This window comes from Bacillus sp. FSL R7-0166 (genome assembly GCF_038008935.1).
In the GTDB taxonomy this organism is placed as follows: Bacteria; Bacillota; Bacilli; order Bacillales; family Bacillaceae; genus Bacillus; species Bacillus altitudinis.
In genome coordinates this window covers 964,301-983,734 of sequence record NZ_JBBPAC010000001.1, presented here as the reverse complement: position 1 = coordinate 983,734, position 19,434 = coordinate 964,301, and the positions used below count along the sequence as shown (strand labels likewise).

Here is a 19,434-nt window from a genome sequence, read left to right as displayed (position 1 = left end):
TTCTTCTATTTAATGAAACACAGGACGTCTTTTTTCCAAAAACGCTTGAACACCCTCCTGATGATCACGGCTTTGTCTCAGTCTAGCTTGTGCAGCACGCTCTTTTTGAAGAACGGCTAACAGCTGTGATTCTGACTGCTGAAAATAAATCATCTTTGTTTCAACAAAGGCTTGAAGCGGCATATTTAAAAATGGCTTGACGCACGCTTTTTGATACGTATCCACCTCATCTTGAAACACGCCGTCTGCAAGGCGAAGCTTGAGCGCTTCTTCAGCCGGCAGCTTTTGCCCGCTCCAAATCAATTGTTTAGCGGTTTGTTCACTAACTCTTTTGGTGAGGAAAAAATGCCCTCCTCCATCTGGGATTAACCCGATTCCATTAAAGTTCATGGCAAGTTTAGCATCTTGATGCATAAACAAATAGTCACAACTAAGGGCAAAGCTAAAAGCAAGACCAGCCGCTGCCCCGTGGACAAGTGCAATCGTCACTTTTTTCATACTGGCTAAAGAAAGTGTAATTCCCTCGATCAGATCCATCACGCGATGAAAATCTTCTTCACGATCTTGCTTTAGCATCATGCCAATATCTCCGCCTGCTGAAAACCCTTTGCCCATCCCCTTGAGTACAACAATTTTCGCACTGCTCTCACTCGCTGTATCACACGCTTCCTTCAATTCAGCAAACATGTCAACATGAAACGAATTATACGCTTCAGGCCTATTGAAAACGATTTCAAAAATATCCCCATCTACCTGACAATTGATATATGTCATCATCCATTCCCCCTCTTTCTTTTCAAGCTCATCACTTACTTCAATTTCCATCAAGCAATTCCTTTTCCTCTACACAAAAAATTTCAAGATCAACTGATACTAAAATAAGCATAATTGTTGAAACGAGAAATATATTTTTATATAGTAAAATAAGAAATAAAACATCATATGAAAGGGGGAGAATGTTTGATAAGAAGTTCCATATGTATATTGATTAGCTGCATCGTCATGTTTTCTCCCTTTTCAAATGTCGTTTTTGCTTCACAAGCAGAAGCGAGCACACCGAGCCTGATTTCTCCATCGGTTTATGATGAAGAAATCAACGCTGTGAAGACACCTCCATTTTCAAAAAAACATGCATCATCTCTTCTGTTAAAACAGAGGTTATCAATGGGCGCTTCAAAAGCTTTTCTTGTAAAGCTTGCACTAGCCACAGCGTTATCTATTGATTTATGTTTTTTAGAAATGAAGTGTGCAATCCCCATTATGTACCAATCAAATTACCTCGACTTATTCATTTTATTTCATCCGTACTCACTATATGAAAAACAAAACCTATCATATTCGGAGGGATAAAATGAACATTAAAGAAAATGATCTTCCTGGGATTGGAAAGAAATTTGAAATTGAAACGAGAAATAGAGAAAAGATGACGATTGTGATTCATGATGATGGCAGACGGGAGATTTATCGTTTCGACGATGAAGATCCAGATGAAGTACTGTCCACCATTTCTCTCGATGATGCTGAAGCCCGGCAAATTGCTGCCATTATTGGCGGTATGGTGTATAAGCCGCAAGCACTTGAAACGATTGAAATGGCGTTCAATGATTTGATCATTGAATGGTTTAAGGTAGAAAAAGACGCAAAAGCGGTTGGACATACACTCGGCGATTTAGATGTGAGACAAAATTATGAAGTCACCGTCATTGCGATCATTAAACATACAAATGAAAAATTACTCAACCCTGGTGCCGATTCGATTATTCAAGCAAATGATACGATGGTCATTTCAGGCGAAAGAAAACACTTGAAGCGATTGATACGTGATTTTCTTTCTAGAGGGGGAGAGTGATGAATGGATCATTTAGTCTTTGAAGTTGGAACGGCGCTTATTCTCATCGCCATTGCCAGCTTAATCGCCAATAAAATTAAATTTTCTATCATTCCTTTTCTCATTGTCCTCGGGATGATTGTTGGTCCGCATGCACCAACCATCGGGATCATTGATTTGAAGTTTATCGAGAGCACCGAGATTATTTCATTTTTTGGTAGAATGGGTGTCCTGTTCCTTCTATTCTACCTTGGGCTTGAGTTCTCTGTCGGCAAACTCATAAAATCGGGTAAATCCATTGCAGTCGGCGGATCTATTTATATTTTGATCAACTTTAGCTTAGGATTGCTTTATGGGTTTATCACAGGCTTTGGATTCCTTGAAGTTCTCATTATGGCAGGCGTTATCACCATTTCATCCAGCGCCATTGTCGCCAAAGTCCTTGTCGATTTAAAACGGACAGCGAACCCTGAAACAGAGTTAATTCTTGGGATTATTATGTTTGAGGATATTTTTCTCGCCGTTTATTTATCTGTCGTATCAGGTCTTGTCCTTGGAGATGCCACATCCGTTGGCGGTGCCTTATTATCTATTTTAATCGCTTTTGGTTACATGATGATTTTCTTTATCATCGCGCGTAAGCTGCCAAAACTATTAAACAAACTATTCGATATCCGTTCAAATGAAGTATTTATCATTGTCATTTTTGCCGCTTTGTTCTTCGTGGCTGGTTTTTCAGAGACGATTCATGTCGCAGAGGCCATTGGCGCTCTCTTACTCGGTCTTGTGTTTTCAGAAACAGAGCACTCAGACCGCATTGAACATCTCGTTGTTCCTTTTAGAGATTTCTTTGGCGCCATGTTCTTCTTCAGCTTTGGACTAAGTATTGATCCATTTACATTAGGAGATGCCTTCTGGCTTGCGATCGGTGCTGTCATTCTCACCTTGATCGGGAACTTCACCGCCGGGATGTTTGCTGGAAGAAGAGCCGGTTTCTCTCATAAAGCCTCTTCTAATATTGGATTAACCATCGTATCAAGAGGAGAGTTTTCCATCATTGTAGCCGAACTTGGGATTGCAGGCGGGCTTGCCGCTACATTGAAGCCATTTGCTGCATTATATGTATTAATCCTTGCGATTTTAGGACCGCTAGTGACGAAAGAATCAAAGCGTATCTATCAAATCCTAAACAAAATCTTCAAATGGAAAACTGAAAAACCAAAAGTAAAAAGAGAAACAACCATTTAATTGAAAAGGGCCCTGTGCAGGGGCCCTTTTTTATATCTATTCAAATTGCTGAAATGCTGTTTCTTGCTTCACTTGTTCTTTCGTATCCCCGCGAATGGTTCGGATGACTTTCTGATTGCGGTAGATCGATAGTTTTAAATTGGTCGCCGCTGTTCCATGAGAGTGATCGAGGTTCGTGAATGTAAAGAAATGATGAGACCGTTTGTCTTTAAACACAAGCCTGAAGTCATCTGTCACTTTAAAATGCTTATCGCTCTCCCATTCAATCAATGGTTCATATGCGCTAAACCATTCCGGAATATTAGGCGTATATCCTGTAGCCAATACCACATGATCGGCTGTCATTTTCTTTTCTTTCTTCAGTTGCCATTGTTTCAAATGCAGCTCTAACTGCTGCTCATCCTCCATATGTATCGCTTCAAGCTCAGTCATTGGCTGAATGAGTACAGAAGGCTCTTCTCCTGAAACGGAGCGATGGTACAATTCCTGATAAATACGAGAAAGCGTCGATGCATCTATGCCATTCCTTAATCCTGCCAGTCTAGGCAATGTGTTCATCCGTTCTTCATAAGGAAGGGAATGAAAATATTCAACATACTTAGGTGTAAATAGCTCCTGACCAAGCTCCGCTGTCTCTAGTTCTCTAAATTCACTTGAACGTGTAAACCATGAAAGCTGCTGTCCTTTCTTCTGATGCTGAAGCAGGTCTAAGAAAATTTCAGCTGCACTCTGACCTGAACCAATCACCGCCACCGTTTCAGCTTCATGAAGTTCTTTTTGTTGATCTACATAACGGCTGCTATGGGTCACATGCGGCAACGCAGCTTCTGGCACATCGACAGGGACCATCGGCTTGCTTCCAGTTCCAAGGACGACATGCTTTGCACGATATTCAGAAAGCGCCCCATCTTTCAACCGCCGAACTTTTACAAGATACCCGTCTTCACAGTCGGTCACTTCTTCCACCTTCATCCCGAACTGACAGCTATCTAATTCACCTGCAACCCAGGATAAATACTCATTGAATTCTCTCCGGGGGATATCAAATTGTTCAAATGTATAAAAGCGGTGAAGCCTGTTTGATTCATGTAAATAATTTAAAAATGTATACTTGCTCCTTGGATTAGCCATTGTCACAAGGTCCGCTAGAAAGGAAACTTGCAAGTCCGTTCCTTTGATGAGCATACCAGGATGCCAAGCAAATTCGGTTTCCTGTTCAAAAAAACAGCATGTCACATCTTCATACTCCTCTAATAAAGCGGCCAATCCTAAATTTGCTGGCCCAATCCCAATTCCGATCACATCCATCATATGTACACCTGCTTTATCTTTTTACCCCCTATATACCCTTTTACAAATGAAAAAAACACTGCGTCACCGCAGTGTTTACATGTGAGAAACAAATAATGACTCAAGAAACTGAATCTTCTCTTCCGTATAGTGCTCATAACGATCATTATAAGATTTTGGATCTTTTGGATTGGCATATTGCGTAATTTTTCCGGTTCGCGGATCAATGAATTTACTCGCAGCACCGCATCCGATGCCAATGATCGTCTGCACCTCTTCCATAATGATAATATTATACAAACTTTCCTGTCCATCTAACGAATACCCGACATTTTCGAGATTCCCCAAAATGTTTTTTTGTCTGTATAAATAGTACGGATGATAGTCATGTGCTTTTGTCCAAGCAACCGCTTCATCCATCATACGTGTGATCTCTTCTCGGTCTGCCACTTGATACTTTTCCTTATTGCGGGTCATTTCAGACGCTCTCTTAAAGGAAAGTGTATGCACCGTTAAAGATTCAGGCTTCAGTTCTTCTGTTTGCTGCAAGGAATGTTGGAATTCCTTTAGCCCTTCTCCTGGCAGCCCGATGATTAAGTCCATGTTAATATTATTCATGCCATACTGCCTTGATAAATGATACTTTTCAATCGTTTCTTCCACACTATGGTGCCGGCCAATCGCTTTCAATGTTTCATTCTCATATGATTGCGGATTGATACTAATCCGGTCAATATGATAACGGTTGAGCACCTCCAGCTTATCAGGTGAAATCGTATCAGGTCGTCCCGCTTCTACTGTGACTTCCCGAATATGTTTCACATCTGGAAAAGAGCGATACATCTCCTCATACAGCAAATCCATTTCTTCTGCTGTAATACTCGTTGGAGTACCTCCGCCAAAATAAACAGTCGTCACTTTAATCCCATGTTCCTTTAACCATTCGCCCATTTTTTGCATCTCATAATGCAGCCCAAAAAGAAACGTTCCCACTCTTCCAGCTTGTCCTTGAATGGCATAAGCAGGGAACGTGCAATAAGCACATTTTGTTGGACAGAAAGGAATACCGATATAAATACTCACTTCCTCCTGTAGATCGTACAGATCTGGAATGGCTTTGATTTGACGATCAACAATTTCCTGCATCAAATGGATCTTTTCATCATGAATCAAGTAATCGCGCTTTAACGCTGCATGTGCTTCTTCCTTTGTCATGCCTTCTCTTAGCATCTTATGAAGTAATTTTGTAGGGCGTATCCCCGTAAGAATCCCCCATTTTTGCGTCATTCCTGTATAATCCTGAAGCAGATGTAAATAAACAGACAGCACAGTGTTTTTGATTTGCTTCCAGCGCTCTTTTTCATTCAAGCCCTCTGGCATCTCTCTTGTAAAACGACTCGTCATATCTGTTCCGGCGATATGGCCAGAAGCCTCCACCATACCGCCAGTTTCTTTCCAATCAAACACCATGACCAGGCCATCGTTTGCTTCACCTGAATCAAACAGCACTTCACTATCTTCTTCAAATAAATTGGCTATATTGACAAGCGGTCGATGAAATCGTTCATCAGACAGCCCTTTAACTAAAATTCGCATCGTATCACCTTTATCTTCAAACTTGTTTCATTTTACAAAATTCATCTAGGAAAAGCAATGAAGAGAACAGACGAAGGCCCTGCCATTTCTTAATAGACAGGGCCTTCACTATATTATCGTTTAATATCAAATTGATGTAAAAAACCTTCCCTTTGCTGCATTCTAAAGTATTCTTTGATCATATAAGCAACACCCTGTTCATCATGAGAACGTGTCACCCAATCGGCTTTACGTTTGACCGAATGAGGTGCATTCCCCATCGCAACGCCTAAGCCAGCTAACTCAAGCATCGGGATGTCGTCTGTCCCGTGACCGATCACGACCGTATCTTCTAATGTAAAACCTAATGCTGAAGTTAAAAGAGAAAGTCCTGCTTCTTTCGATACCCCTTTGCATACAATGTTCATTTTCTCATCACTGATCTTAATCAGATCAACAGATGGGAATGCTTGTTGAATGGTTGTGTGGATTTCAGGCTGAAGTGCTGCCGTCGAATACACTTCAATGACAGGTGTGCTAACCGGTTCATCCATGAGCATATCACTTAATGATTCAACAAATTGAACGGGATAGAAAATGGGATCAGACGGATGAATCAACGTTTTTCCCATCAGTTGAGACTGTGTTTTTTTCCGATTGCCGATTGAGAATTTTTCATGTAACAAGCGAACATTACAATCAAAGCTTTCAAGGATCTGCACAAGATTAAATGTTTTCTCTTCCGTTAATTTCTTCACATGGAGCGGCTCATCAAGCTTATCCGCGATAAATGCACCACTATGCGTCACAAGAGTTGAAGTTGGTATTTTCAACGCCTTGGCAATTTTTTGTGCAGATCGAAAATGACGGTTGGTGACAATCGTCACGTAAACCCCTTTTTTCTTAACATATTCCACAGCTTCTTTTGTAGCGGAATGGATTTTCCCATTGGAACGAAGTAACGTTCCATCTATATTGAGTGCAAGTAGCTTTTTTGACACTGAGGCATCCCCCTTCTTGATGACTGTACTTACGATGAGGATATGCCCTAGCTTATCGCTTTAGAACATGCAGTTGAAGCAGCCCTTGTTTTATGCCTCAATCGCAAATAAAAAAAGCCTACCCCTAGGCTTTTTTTTATGTATGGTTTGGATGCGTAACAATGGCGTGATGAAGCTCCCTATGATCCCCTCATCTTTCACACACCAAAGCATTGCTTATATCATATCCCCTTATGCTTTGCTTTTCTCCCAGAAGCGCTTCTCTCTCATTTGACTCATCGTCGTAAATCCAAAGTGGAACGCACCCAATTCATCACGATAGCGCTTTTTGAAAGCACTTTCAATAAGTATTATCGCAGAATTTACGAGCTTCGACAACCCTTTTTTTAAAGATATACAAGCGGCGATATGAATGAAAAAAAGGGCGAATATGATCGCCCTTTCAATTAATTTTCTTCTGCATTTCCATAAAGCTCTTCAAGAGGCTTCATGATAATTTTATTTAATTCACCGATGAGAACACTTACGCGTTGTTCTGCTTCCATCAACTGAGAGATTTTATCGTGCTGCTGCACAAGTGCAACCGTTTTTTGCGCTTGCTCTACTTCTTCTTGTGTAATCTCTTGACCAGTCATTTGTTTTTGTTGAAGGTTTACTTGAATGTCACGGAAGTTCTCAAACATTCTTTTAGAGGACTCATCCCCGTTTACCTCATCATAAAGATTTCTTAACGCTGAATATTCTTCGCTATGACGCAGTGCTTTTTCAAGGTCATATGCAACATCATAAAGATTTACAGACATGTTATGTCTCCTTTCTATCCGTTATCACCGATATGGATCGGCGGACACCACTCCACTATAACAAACTATGGCTTTCGTTTCACATATATACAATAAATTCATCGAAATTTCTCGATCTTGCCTTAGAATAAGGTGACAAAAATCGCTTGGACAGCACCGATCAATCCACCTAAAAGACCGCCTAAAAATGTGATCATCTTCAGCTCCTTATTAGATATGCTGATCACAAGCTCTTCCATTTTTTCAAGCGGGAAAAGTTCAATTTGTTCACGAATAATTTCTTCAAATTGGAGCTTTGCGAGCAGTCCCTCAAGCGCATTAGATGCGGCTTCAATCCCTTTATCAATGAGAGATGGAGCAAATTTGGTCTTAAGATCACCCGCTACTGCACTGATGTAAACTCCTACTGGTCTATCTAACAGCACCTTTGTAGAAAAATGTGAAAGCAATTGCTTTTTCACACTAAATAGAAGCTCTTTCACATTCCATTTTTCATCAAGCTCATGTAAAGAAAATTGCTTTACCTTGTCCCATTCTTGAACAAGTAGATCTGATAAAAACCTTTTTGTCTCTGCATTCTTTAAGAACTTCATCATTTCAGGATGCACGCGATCAATTAAACTTGAATTCCCTAAAAACATTTGGACCATACTGCCAAGCATTCCTCGTTCTTTTAAGAAATCATCTATCATATGACCGAGTCTTGCTTTTCCCTCATCACTTTCAAAATAATGAATGCCTCTCTTTAAAATATAATCTGCGGCATCTGGAATTTTGGATGCAAGCTTATTTTCTACATCCTGTGGCAACAGCTCAGACAGCGTTTGCTGATCATACTTTTCAAGCAGTGAGTGGAGCTTATGATCAGTCCACTGATGAAGCCATGCGTCAGCTTTAACGTCAGCCTGTGAAAAACCGTATTTTTCTAACATAGAGAAAACCGTCATTTCCATATCAGCACCTTTATCAATATATCGGTGCACTGCCTGCAATATCTCTTGCTTTGCCTCTGATGATTCAAATCGTTTTTTAATACCCTCTGGCGTTAGTAAATGCTCCATCACCATGACGCCAACCTGCTTGGCTACTTCATCTCTTCTTTTAGGAATGAGACCCGGTGTAAAAGGGAGCTGCTTCCCAAATAAATAATATGGCTTATACGGACGAAAAAGCATTTTAATTGCGAGATGGTTTGTTGCTGCCCCTATCACTGCACCTATCACAATCATAAAGAGAAACGTTGTGAATATATCCAAAGTCGTCATCTACCTTTCAAACAACACCTGAAGTTTATTGTTTTTATCTATACGTATTATAGTTGTTGTCAAGAGTCCAAGCAAATGAAGCATTCAATGTGACATATGAGACAACGATCTGTCGTAATGATATAGGAACGCCAAGTTTATGTAAAATCAACAAAAAGTGTTTTTCAGATGTTAAAAAATGAATTTGAAAAGTAGGTGTTGTTTCATGATGTCAACGCTCGGCATTGTCACTCTTTCTCCGAAGCATGAAGAAGCATTCACACATCAGCTTGCCAAAGCAGCCTCTTCTTTTGAATTAGAAGTTGTTCGTTTTTCACCTCTAGATTTAAAGCCTGCTTCAAATGTCATTCACGGTCAAAAATTTAAGACTGGCAAAGGATTTGAAGCGTCAGAATTTCAGATTCCTGACTTGATTTATGATCGTTGTCTTTATCAGCATGACGCACAATCAAAAAAAGCAAAACCTATCATGAATTGGTTAAAAAAGTATCCAAAAACCGTTTTTTTGAATACTGGAATTTCAAATAAAATGCGGCTATTCGAGCAGCTCCGTCTCCTCCCTTCTTTACAACCATACTTACCTGTCTGCTCTCTATTGACAGAGCCTTCAGACCTTCTCAACTTGGTTAGAAAGGGCGGATATTGTAAAATACAGCCGCTTTCTCAACAGCACGCAGCACCCTCTTGCTTCATTTCTTTAAGAGACAAATCACTCATTACTGTGCAGCTAAACGCTAAGCAAATCATCACCTTTTCACATTCAGCAGAGGTTGTGCGCTGGTGCAAAAAGTATATCGGCCGATCTTTCCTTCAATTTTTTAACACGAATGATCAAAAAGACGTTATATTCAATGAAATTAGGATTTTTCTTATAAAAAATTCACAAAATCAATGGAATAGCATGGGGATTCATACAAAACCATCAGTAGAAAACAGCCTTTTAAGCAATACACAAAATTCCATTCATGTGGTAGCCTTTGATCACTACTTAAACTCATTAAAGCCACACATCAAAGAGCTGCTGTTAGATGATATTGCCTCCATTCAGTCATCTCTTCCAGCGTTTATAGACAAAACTTTCTCACCGTGTATTGAATTCGCTATAGACTTGCTTCATACAAATGAAGGCAGACTTTTCATCTCAAATGTAAGATCCAAGCCAGGACGATCCTCTTTTTTAGAAGCTTACCCTGAGAGGGAGAATCAATTGATTCAGACCATACTTGAACATGCCAAATCGATGATGGCTGAAGAAAAGGAGGTTCCTTATGAACAGAAAACGCTACATCATCGCTCCTCATTCAGCAAGTGAAAAAACAGTACATCTCCCTGTCCAGTTTAAAGAGCAGGGGGCAATTTTATCTATTGCTTTAGTTTCTTGTTTAGTAGATGATTTCACCATTTCCTATCATCATCAATCACAAAGGATTTTATTATCAGAAGACCTTTATCGCGCTTTACTCATTCCATACAAAACGAAAGCTGATGTCATATTAGTTCAACATACACTCTATATAGGACCTCTCATCGGCATTTTCACTGCAGGATTCGAACAAAATACAGCACCTTTAGGCGCAAGATCTTCCTATTTTATAAAACTGCTGCAATCTTGCAGGCAGCATGCTGGTTTTGCATATCTTTTTGGTACTCATTCTATCGATTGGGATAAAGGAATAGTAGACGGTTTGCTTTACCAAGAGGAGCGCTGGGTAAAAAAGCAGATGCCCCTCCCATCCGTTGTTTATGACCGGCTGCCTAATAGAAAGGCTGCTCAGTCGGCATTCATTCAAGAAACAAAACGAAAACTCACTCAAGACTACGATATCCCTTGGTTCAACCCTTATTTTTTTAATAAATGGGACATTCATGAGCAATTATTAACAGATGAAAAAACAAGCTCTTTCTTACCACATTCCATACGATTAGATCCTTTTGATGCTTTAATTAAAATAGAAACACTCCTTCATCTGCATCATGTCATTTATTTAAAACCAACAAACGGCAGTCACGGAGACGGTATTTATCAGTTAAAGAAGACGGAAAACGGGATCACTGTCTGCTCAAATAAAGGGAAATCCACTTCATATCATTCCGTAGACCATTTCGTGAAAAAACTGCGAAAAGATTGTGCAATGCAAGACTTGATTGCACAACAAGGCATTGAGCTTCTTCAAATAGACAATCAACCACTGGATTTCAGAATTCATACGAATAAAAATAAGTATGGTCATTGGACTGTTACAGCCGTTGCTGGAAAAGTTTCAGGAGATCACACTGTCACAACCCATCAACTGCATGGTGGTTCAGTAAAAACACTGTATGATATCTTTCCTGATGCAGAGAAACGTTTGAAGATTTTGCAAGAGCTCTCTGATACTGCCCTCGCACTTAGTCGTGTGATAGATGAAAAAATGCCTGGTCTGATTGGGGAAATTGGCTTTGACTTAGGTATTGATCACTTGGGTGCTATCTGGATGTTTGAAGCCAATTCTCGTCCAGGCCGCGAGATTTTTCTGCATGCACCATTGAAAAACTCAGAATGGCTGATTGGGAAAAGAATCGTTGAATACGCATCTTACCTAACACAAATGGCTCTTACTCCTATAGACCATGCAAACGCCTACTGATGATTTCTTTTCATGTCTCTGAAATCTGTGCTTTCCCTATGCTCTTTTCATCAGATGAGATACAATAAAACCAAGTTCAAGGTTGTTTCCGTATTGTCGTGTGTATTTATTGTTTCATCAATAAAAGCAAGGAGGCAATGATGATATGATTTCTCATTTTCAATGGAAACCTCTCTTTAAAAAAGCGCAATTACCTGGCTGGAAAATATCCTTTTTTCATAATGGTTCACACTATGAAGGCATTTATCACAAAACGGGTGATATTGAATGGGGCTCTCAGCTTCCGCCTCATGAAGTTGAACCAACCTTAAAAGAAGAAATCCACGAATTAATGCTATTCCATGTGTATGATTAAACTGTTTAAGGAGCCTCGCCATGTTAGAAAAGCTAAAACTTGTTTACGGACACCATATCATCAGTTCACCAACAAATGATAAACAAACTCTCTGGTATCAAACAGACGAAGGCGAAATATTCGGAGTAAACAAAACGGAGCTAACAGAAAGGGAAACGCTTCTTCTCAATTCATTCCTCACACCAATTGATGTACCTCATACGCAGGAAACGGAAGAAGAACAGAAATGGTACAGCTATCTCTTTGAAAACAAATCAATCACCATCGATCACTCCGTCCGTGTTCATTTTTTTAAAATGGATCACCAAGCAGAACAAAGGCAGCAAATAAAAGAGGCTGTGAACAGCAGCCTCGAACATATTCATTTCATATGGACAGGCACTGAAACAGCTATGCTCATTCAAACAAACGCTACATCAGAAAATGGTCAACTTGAACAGCTACATGATTTGTCTCAAGCCATCACAAGTGATTTTTTAACAGACGTTGTCTTCATGCAAGGACAGCTGCATTTGCCGAATGGAAATTTAAAAATGAGATTATTAAATGAACATCAGCTCTTTTTATGGCATCTGAAGCAAGGAAAACTTAGGTCAGGGGTTGCAACATTTTATCAATGTCTACCTGCTTTCATTCGCCATGATACAGACATGGTTTCTGCCGCTATTTCAGATGCATTTATAGAAACAATCTTTGATCGGGACGTTTACCGGACTCTCACGACCTATATGCAGTGTAATTTAAATGCATCGCAGGCAGCAAAAGCTTTATATGTTCATCGAAACAGCCTTCAGTATCGGATTGATAAATTTATTGAACGGACAGGACTAGATATACGGCATTTTCAAGAAGCGTCAGCTGCCTATTTCATGATGAATCTTCTCGATCTTTCTTAAATGATCCTATCATGAGCACCTTGCCTAAAAATGAAAATAAGATGTTGTGCACGTTGTCCATTTACAGACACCCTTCCTTTTTATACACTTCATTTATAAGTAAAGCGCTTTCAAAAAAAGGGACTGGGAGGCTACCACCTATGGCCGAAATGATGCTGAATCAAATTTATAAAGTGTACGATAACAAAGTAACAGCAGTAGATAACTTTAATCTACATATTGAGGATAAAGAATTTATTGTGTTTGTTGGTCCATCTGGGTGCGGAAAATCAACAACCCTCCGCATGATTGCAGGCCTTGAAGAAATTTCACAAGGGGATTTTCTATTAGACGGCAAGCGAATGAATGATGTGGCACCAAAAGATCGGGATATTGCGATGGTTTTTCAAAACTATGCCTTATACCCTCATATGAATGTGTACGATAATATGGCTTTTGGATTAAAGCTTCGAAAATTTCCTAAAGCAGAAATTGATGAGCGGGTACGAAACGCTGCGAAAATATTAGGGCTTGAACAATACTTAGATCGAAAACCTAAGGCATTGTCTGGAGGTCAAAGACAGCGTGTTGCACTTGGAAGGGCCATTGTGCGCGATGCAAAAGTCTTTCTTTTGGATGAACCTCTTTCTAATTTAGATGCTAAACTTCGTGTTCAGATGCGTGCCGAAATTTCTAAACTTCATCAGCGGTTGCAGACGACATTCATCTATGTCACACACGATCAAACAGAAGCCATGACAATGGCTACTCGGCTTGTTGTCATGAAAGATGGCTTTATTCAGCAGGTTGGCGCACCAAAGGATGTGTATGAAAACCCAGAGAATGTCTTTGTAGGAGGATTTATTGGCTCTCCAGCGATGAACTTTTTTACAGGAAAACTGTCTGACGGAGCCATTGCCATTGGGAATACGCACATTCGTGTACCAGAAGGAAAAATGAAAGTATTACGCAGTCAGGGCTATATCGGAAAAGATGTGATTCTAGGCATCAGACCAGAAGATTTCCATGATGAGCCTGTGTTTATAGAGGCTTCTGAGGGAACAAAAATTGAAGCAAACGTAGAAGTGGCTGAATTAATGGGAGCCGAAACGATGCTTTATTCTTCTCTCGCTGGTCAAACGTTTATTGCACGAGTTGATTCTCGCACAGATATTCAGGCAGGTCAGACGATCCCTCTTGCCATTGATATGAATAAAGCTCACTTCTTTGATACAGAGACTGAGCTGCGCATCCGCTCAGCTGAATAAGAAGACGTTCCACAAACCATCACCATTGGGTGGTGGTTTTTTGTATATGAAAACAACATTTACCATGTTCTTTTTCCGTATGTTTTTTTCGTAGCGAACCATAATATTTAGTACAAAGCAGTTACCGCATTGGGTTTCGCCAAGTGGCAAATGACTTGGTCATTTCGCTGGTGCGACTCCAGCAAACCCAACCAAAAAAATCATATATAAAAAGGAGATTCACATCATGGCAAATTCTAATAGTTCAAATCAATTACTAGTTCCTGGAGCAGCGCAAGCAATCGATCAAATGAAATACGAAATCGCTTCTGAGTTTGGTGTAAACCTTGGAGCAGAAACAACAGCTCGTGCTAACGGTTCAGTTGGTGGAGAAATCACTAAACGTCTTGTATCTTACGCTCAGCAAAACCTTGGCGGAACAAAAGCTTAATTTCATATCTGGATCATAGAAGGCACCTCTTATGGTGTCTTCTTTTTTTGGTTTTATCCCTCACCGATTCCTTTTGAATTCATATGATGTATTAGAAAGGAGCGGATCTTCATGGACATTATTTCAGGTGTGAATTTTGAACTTCTACAATTTGTTGGTCTCTCTCTATTATGTGAATATGCTCATAGTATTCGGTCCTTTCATCTTTATAAAAAAAGCATGACATAAAACTGTACCATTTTAAGTTCTTTTCACTTATAGTATGTAGTGGAGGGATCGATCAGATGAAAATAGCTCTTTTCGGTGCTCATGGACGTGTAGGACAAGCATTTCTTCGTTTCGTAAAAGAAGATGATCGTTACATGGTTCGCTCGTTAATTCGGACAAACCGGGAAGAAATGCTTGCGGGTATGTTTCAAGTCACCGGCAATTCCAGAAATCAAGAGGATGTGCTTGAAACGATTAAAGGATCAGATATTGTCGTGAGCTGTCTATCAACAGATGGTGATGATACTTTATCTGTTTCAATGGAGCATATCGTACAAGCCATGAAGCAAACAGGAACATCAAGAATTATCACGATTGGCACTGCGGGGATTTTAAAAGCAAGGCAGCAGCCTGAGCTTTACCGCTTTGAAACAAATGAATCAAGGCGAACCACTTCCCGAGCTGCTAAAGAACATGCCAAAGCATTTGAAATTCTTCAATCAACTGAACTAGATTGGACAATCATTTGCCCAACCTATTTACCAGATGGAGAAGTGACACGGTCATATCGCTATGAAAAGAATTTTCTCCCTATAGATGGACAGAAAATTTCAGTTGAAGATACCGCACACTTTTTGTATCAGCAGTTAAACTCAAAGGAATTTGTGCATCAACGCGTCGGTATCGCTTATTGACCATTTAGTTCGTGTAAATGATATACAACGAGTAAAAGTCGAGATCATTTCATGAAGCCTCGACTTTTTTCATTGCCATGAAAAAAGCCTCTTTCAAATTGAAAGAGGCTTTTGCTGCTCATCCTATCAGCTGCTCGTCACAGCTCCCTTTTGTAATTCGTACATTTGCGCATACAGTCCGCCTTGCTCCATGAGCTCTTCGTGGCTGCCGCGCTCGACAATCTCACCCTTTTCTAACACCAAAATCATGTCAGCTTTCTTAATAGTAGATAATCGGTGTGCAATGACAAAAGTGGTTCGGCCTTCTTTGACGACATCTAGTGCCCGTTGAATGATGGCTTCTGTTTCTGTATCGATGTTAGCCGTCGCTTCATCTAGAATTAAGATCGCTGGATCGTATGCCAGTGCACGGGCAAATGAAATCAATTGACGCTCCCCAGAGGAAAGAGTACTCCCCTTTTCAACAACTGGTTCATCAAAACCTTCAGGCAAATGCTTTAATAGTTCTGCTGCGCCCACTTGCTTTAACGATGTTTCAATCGTTTCTCTTTTAATGTCTTCATTTCCTAAACTGACATTGGATGCGATCGTTCCAGAAAATAAATAAGGATCTTGAAGTACAATGCCCATTTGTTTACGCAACGTTTGGCGCGACTGATCATAGATGCTTTTTCCATCAATGAGGATGTCCCCATGCTGAATATCATAAAAACGTAGTAGCAAATTCATGATCGAACTTTTCCCAGAACCGGTATGTCCAACAAGTGCCACCGTCTGACCTTTTTTCGCCTCAAAGGTGATGTTCTTTAATACATTTTTCCCTTCATTATACGCGAAGGTAACATCCTGAAATTGAACGTGTCCCTCTAGTTTCTTCTGAACTGGTTCTTCCACTTCAGTACCTGGCTCATCTAATAATCGAAAGACCCGTTCAGATGAAACCCTTGCTAATTCTAATCTAGAAAATTGATTCACAATGCCTGTAATCGGCTGGAACAAACGATTTAAATAATCGACAAATGCATAGAGCACCCCAATCGACACAATGCCCGTCGCACTTAAGGACGCGCCGCCAAAATACCAAATGAGTGCGACATATGCTAAGTTCCGAAGCAGATTCACCAGGTTATGTGAAAGCAGTGAATTTAAATGAAGCATCTTTCGCTGATATCGAAAGTGATTGTTATTCAGCTCATCAAATTCTTCTTTCGTTGCTTGTTCATGTCGAAATGCTTGAATAATCGTCATTCCTTGAATAGCTTCATTTAGCTTGGCATTAATTTCACTGATGATGGATCGAATGCGATGATTGTAAACCGACGCAAACTTTCGGTAAGTCATCGACCATAGGAAAATAATCGGAACAGCCACTAAACAAATGAGCGCCAGCTTCACATTTAATAAGAACATGGCGATATAAATTCCAACCATGTAAATGGCACTTGTGACGAAATTAGCGAGTACTGTTACATATAAATCACGAATGGTTTCTGTGTCATTCGTAATCCGCGCGACAACCTTTCCAGCCGGTAAATTATCAAAATACCGAATCGGAAGCGTTTGGATATGTTCAAATACGTCCACTCGCATTTTTTGAATAATGCGATTTGCAATACGCTGGAGTAAATAGTGCTGCCCATATTGAAAGAAAATCGCAATGACGAGCATCCCAAAATAAAATAGAACAAGCTGCACCAAACCACTGATTTCCGGCTGATAAAAAGCGAAGATTTCCTCTTTGGATAAACGCTGTACCTGATACGTCTCACGCTCGCTCCCATTTTCAATGGTGAGCTGATCCCCTTCTATTGTCCGGCTCCCGTCAAATCGAATCGGTTCATTCACAAAATAGTACCCAAATCCGACTTGCACGACATTGATTTGCTTTCCAGCTTCATTTTGATTCTGTAGCCGGTCACTTCTTATATAGTTATTTCCCTGGTAATAAACCGTTTTATCTGTTTTTTCATCTACCTCAACATACGGTTTTTCTACACCTAAAATATGATCATCAATCATTTTTTTCCCAATGAAAGGTCCTGTCAACTCAGCACCAACTGCAATGATCAGAAAGATCAAAGCAACAGACAATACTTTTTTATATAGGAGTGCATAGGCAAGAAGTCTTCTCCCTGTTGTCATGCCTCATCCCCTCCTTCCAGCTGATTTGTCAGCTGCTGACGCAGAAATTGCTCTTTATACCAGCCATCTTGCTGAATAAGCGCTTGATGGGTTCCCTTTTGAACAATACGCCCTTCTTCCATGACAAGAATGAGATCCGCATGCTCAACAGCTGATAGACGGTGGGTTGTAATAAATGTCGTTTTTCCATGACGATTTTGTCTTAAATTCTCTAAAATAGCCGTTTCTGTTTTTGCATCAACTGCAGATAACGAGTCATCCAAAATCAAAATGTCTGGATCAATTAATAATGCACGTGCAATGGAAATCCGCTGCTTCTGTCCTCCTGACAGCGCCACTCCCTTTTCTCCAACCATGGTTTCCAAGCCTTCTGGTAAAAGGCGTAAATCCTTTTCAAAGTAAGCATCTTTAATCGCTTGTGCTAATTCAGCTTCTTTCGCGTCTCTATGACCGAAACGCATATTCTCTTCTACACTTTTTGAGAAAAGGACATGATCTTGCGGAACATAGCCAATCCATTGGAACAGTTGATCCAATTCAATGTCATCAATTGGAACACCTGAAAACAAGATCTTTCCATCACCTGTCGGATACTGACGAAGAAGCTGTTTGACAATCGTTGTTTTTCCGCTTCCCGTTTTTCCTGTAATACCAATCGTTTGCCCTTTTCGTACAGTAAAGGAGACATCCGTTAGATTATCTTTAGAAGAAGTTGGATACCTAAATGTCACATGTTCAAATTGAATATCGCCAGGCTCTTGTAATCTTTTTGGCTTGGCTGCGTCAGTTACATCCGGTTGATAACTGAGTGTATGATTCAACCGGTCTAATGAGGCATTTCCTCTTTGCATGATATTAATCAATTCACCAATGGCAAACATTGGCCAGATCATCATCCCCAGATAGACGTTAAATGCGACAAGCTCACCAATGGTTAAATCACTTTGGAACACAAGATATGCGCCGTAACCGATACCGATTAAATAACTGATCCCCACAAGCAATTTCACCGTCGGCTCAAACAATGAATCAATGATCGCCACTCTCATATTTTTTTGAAAGACATCATCTGTCATTTCTCGAAAGCGATTCACATCTTGTTTTTCCTGTACAAAAGACCGAATCACCCGAACGCCGGCAACTGATTCTAATACACGATCATTCATATCACCAAATGCATCTTGAGCGACTGTAAAGCGTTCATGAATTTTACTGCCATAAAACGCTATCAAAATCGCCATCAGTGGCATTGGAATAATGGCCATTAAAGTTAATTTCCAGCTGATCGTCAGTCCCATCGTAAAAAAGATCATCAGCATGTAAGCAGTGGAATCGACTAATGTTAAAACGCCAAAGCCTGTTGTTAAAGCCACAGCATTCAAATCATTTGTACCTAACGCCATTAAATTTCCGGTTTTTTTCTTTTCATAAAAGGTGGGTGTCATCTTAAGTAAGTGGCGCATTAATTTTCCGCGCATCACACGCTCCATGACATTTGCGCCGCCAAATAACTGATACATCCAAAAGTAGGTGAGCGCATAGACACTGACACCAAGTAAGCAAAAAATGGTTACGTAAAATAAGATACTGGATGTTGTAAATTGACCAGACCGAATGTCATCAACTGCTTGACCTAGATACCTCGGTGGCAGCATTTCAAGCACATTCACAATGAGTAGCAGCGTAATGGCGATTGTATAGCGCCTCCACTCTTGTTTAAAGAACCAGCCTAATTTCACAAATACTGAAAACATGTTTGTCTCTCCTTTTAAAGCTAGCCGCTTTCTATATTTTCCTGATTGTCACCTTGTTTCGTTTTTTGAGC

18 protein-coding genes are annotated in these 19,434 nt (G+C 40.1%); 10 read left to right on the top strand and 8 right to left on the bottom strand.

All coding sequences use genetic code 11. The features are described 5' to 3' along the window. Positions 1-9: 9 nt before the first annotated feature. Entirely contained in the window at positions 10-825 is an 816-nt protein-coding gene (locus tag NST01_RS04995; RefSeq protein WP_080688154.1) for an enoyl-CoA hydratase, read from the bottom strand. 135 nt (positions 826-960) lie between these two features. Here NST01_RS04995 and NST01_RS04990 point away from each other — a divergent pair, with 135 nt between their 5' ends. Genes NST01_RS04990 through NST01_RS04980 form a run of 3 tightly spaced genes read left to right on the top strand, consistent with a single transcriptional unit; the run spans position 961 to position 3,076 of the window. After that, positions 961-1,350, top strand: a complete 390-nt coding sequence (locus tag NST01_RS04990; protein ID WP_235674318.1) for a potassium:proton antiporter — start codon at positions 961-963, stop codon at positions 1,348-1,350. A gap of 1 nt (position 1,351) precedes the next feature. Further along, positions 1,352-1,849 carry a cation:proton antiporter regulatory subunit gene (locus NST01_RS04985; RefSeq protein WP_017366937.1) on the top strand — a complete coding sequence of 166 codons (498 nt, stop codon included), beginning with the start codon at positions 1,352-1,354 and terminating at the stop codon, positions 1,847-1,849. A 3-nt stretch (positions 1,850-1,852) separates the two neighbouring features. Next, positions 1,853-3,076 carry a cation:proton antiporter gene (locus NST01_RS04980; protein WP_007497140.1) on the top strand — a complete coding sequence of 408 codons (1,224 nt, stop codon included), beginning with the start codon at positions 1,853-1,855 and terminating at the stop codon, positions 3,074-3,076. A 36-nt stretch (positions 3,077-3,112) separates the two neighbouring features. On the opposite strand, the gene NST01_RS04975 is transcribed toward NST01_RS04980, so the two are convergent. The 5 genes from NST01_RS04975 to NST01_RS04955 form a co-directional block, all read right to left on the bottom strand. Then, complete coding sequence (locus NST01_RS04975; protein ID WP_024719984.1) at positions 3,113-4,387, bottom strand: lysine N(6)-hydroxylase/L-ornithine N(5)-oxygenase family protein; 1,275 nt, start codon at positions 4,385-4,387, stop codon at positions 3,113-3,115. Positions 4,388-4,462: 75 nt separating this feature from the next. After that, positions 4,463-5,962, bottom strand: a complete 1,500-nt coding sequence (locus NST01_RS04970) for a coproporphyrinogen III oxidase (RefSeq protein ID WP_341041597.1) — start codon at positions 5,960-5,962, stop codon at positions 4,463-4,465. 113 nt (positions 5,963-6,075) lie between these two features. Continuing rightward, the gene (locus tag NST01_RS04965) at positions 6,076-6,942 is read right to left on the bottom strand and encodes a Cof-type HAD-IIB family hydrolase (protein ID WP_008348923.1); all 867 of its coding nucleotides are present in this window, start codon (positions 6,940-6,942) and stop codon (positions 6,076-6,078) included. Positions 6,943-7,388: 446 nt separating this feature from the next. Next, positions 7,389-7,745, bottom strand: coding sequence for a YlbF family regulator (locus NST01_RS04960; protein WP_007497132.1), 357 nt, complete (start codon positions 7,743-7,745; stop codon positions 7,389-7,391). Between the two features lie 122 nt (positions 7,746-7,867). Continuing rightward, positions 7,868-9,001, bottom strand: coding sequence for a DUF445 domain-containing protein (locus NST01_RS04955; RefSeq protein ID WP_341041596.1), 1,134 nt, complete (start codon positions 8,999-9,001; stop codon positions 7,868-7,870). Between the two features lie 214 nt (positions 9,002-9,215). Here NST01_RS04955 and NST01_RS04950 point away from each other — a divergent pair, with 214 nt between their 5' ends. The 7 genes from NST01_RS04950 to NST01_RS04920 all read left to right on the top strand — a co-directional run bounded on the left by NST01_RS04950 (position 9,216) and on the right by NST01_RS04920 (position 15,467). Beyond that, positions 9,216-10,322 carry a YheC/YheD family protein gene (locus NST01_RS04950; RefSeq protein WP_341041595.1) on the top strand — a complete coding sequence of 369 codons (1,107 nt, stop codon included), beginning with the start codon at positions 9,216-9,218 and terminating at the stop codon, positions 10,320-10,322. After that, entirely contained in the window at positions 10,279-11,637 is a 1,359-nt protein-coding gene (locus tag NST01_RS04945) for a YheC/YheD family endospore coat-associated protein (RefSeq protein ID WP_144610768.1), read from the top strand. Before NST01_RS04950 ends, NST01_RS04945 begins: the two co-directional genes overlap by 44 nt. A gap of 145 nt (positions 11,638-11,782) precedes the next feature. Continuing rightward, positions 11,783-11,992, top strand: coding sequence for a YheE family protein (locus NST01_RS04940; RefSeq protein ID WP_008348933.1), 210 nt, complete (start codon positions 11,783-11,785; stop codon positions 11,990-11,992). A gap of 20 nt (positions 11,993-12,012) precedes the next feature. After that, entirely contained in the window at positions 12,013-12,888 is an 876-nt protein-coding gene (locus NST01_RS04935; protein WP_008348935.1) for a helix-turn-helix domain-containing protein, read from the top strand. Between the two features lie 140 nt (positions 12,889-13,028). Continuing rightward, a complete protein-coding gene (locus tag NST01_RS04930; RefSeq protein WP_024719977.1) occupies positions 13,029-14,135 on the top strand; it encodes an ABC transporter ATP-binding protein in 1,107 nt (368 codons plus the stop codon). Positions 14,136-14,361: 226 nt separating this feature from the next. Further along, positions 14,362-14,565, top strand: coding sequence for an alpha/beta-type small acid-soluble spore protein (locus NST01_RS04925; RefSeq protein WP_008348940.1), 204 nt, complete (start codon positions 14,362-14,364; stop codon positions 14,563-14,565). Positions 14,566-14,849: 284 nt separating this feature from the next. Continuing rightward, positions 14,850-15,467 (top strand): NAD(P)-dependent oxidoreductase, encoded by a 618-nt coding sequence (locus tag NST01_RS04920; protein ID WP_008348943.1) that lies wholly within the window; start codon positions 14,850-14,852, stop codon positions 15,465-15,467. 126 nt (positions 15,468-15,593) lie between these two features. Here the strand turns inward: NST01_RS04920 and NST01_RS04915 are convergent, their stop codons facing one another. Together NST01_RS04915 and NST01_RS04910 are read right to left on the bottom strand one after the other, a co-directional pair. Further along, entirely contained in the window at positions 15,594-17,609 is a 2,016-nt protein-coding gene (locus NST01_RS04915) for an ABC transporter ATP-binding protein (protein WP_050827100.1), read from the bottom strand. Next, on the bottom strand, positions 17,606-19,363 hold the full coding sequence (locus NST01_RS04910) for an ABC transporter ATP-binding protein (protein WP_050827099.1): 1,758 nt from the start codon (positions 19,361-19,363) through the stop codon (positions 17,606-17,608). Before NST01_RS04910 ends, NST01_RS04915 begins: the two co-directional genes overlap by 4 nt. Positions 19,364-19,434 lie beyond the last annotated feature (71 nt).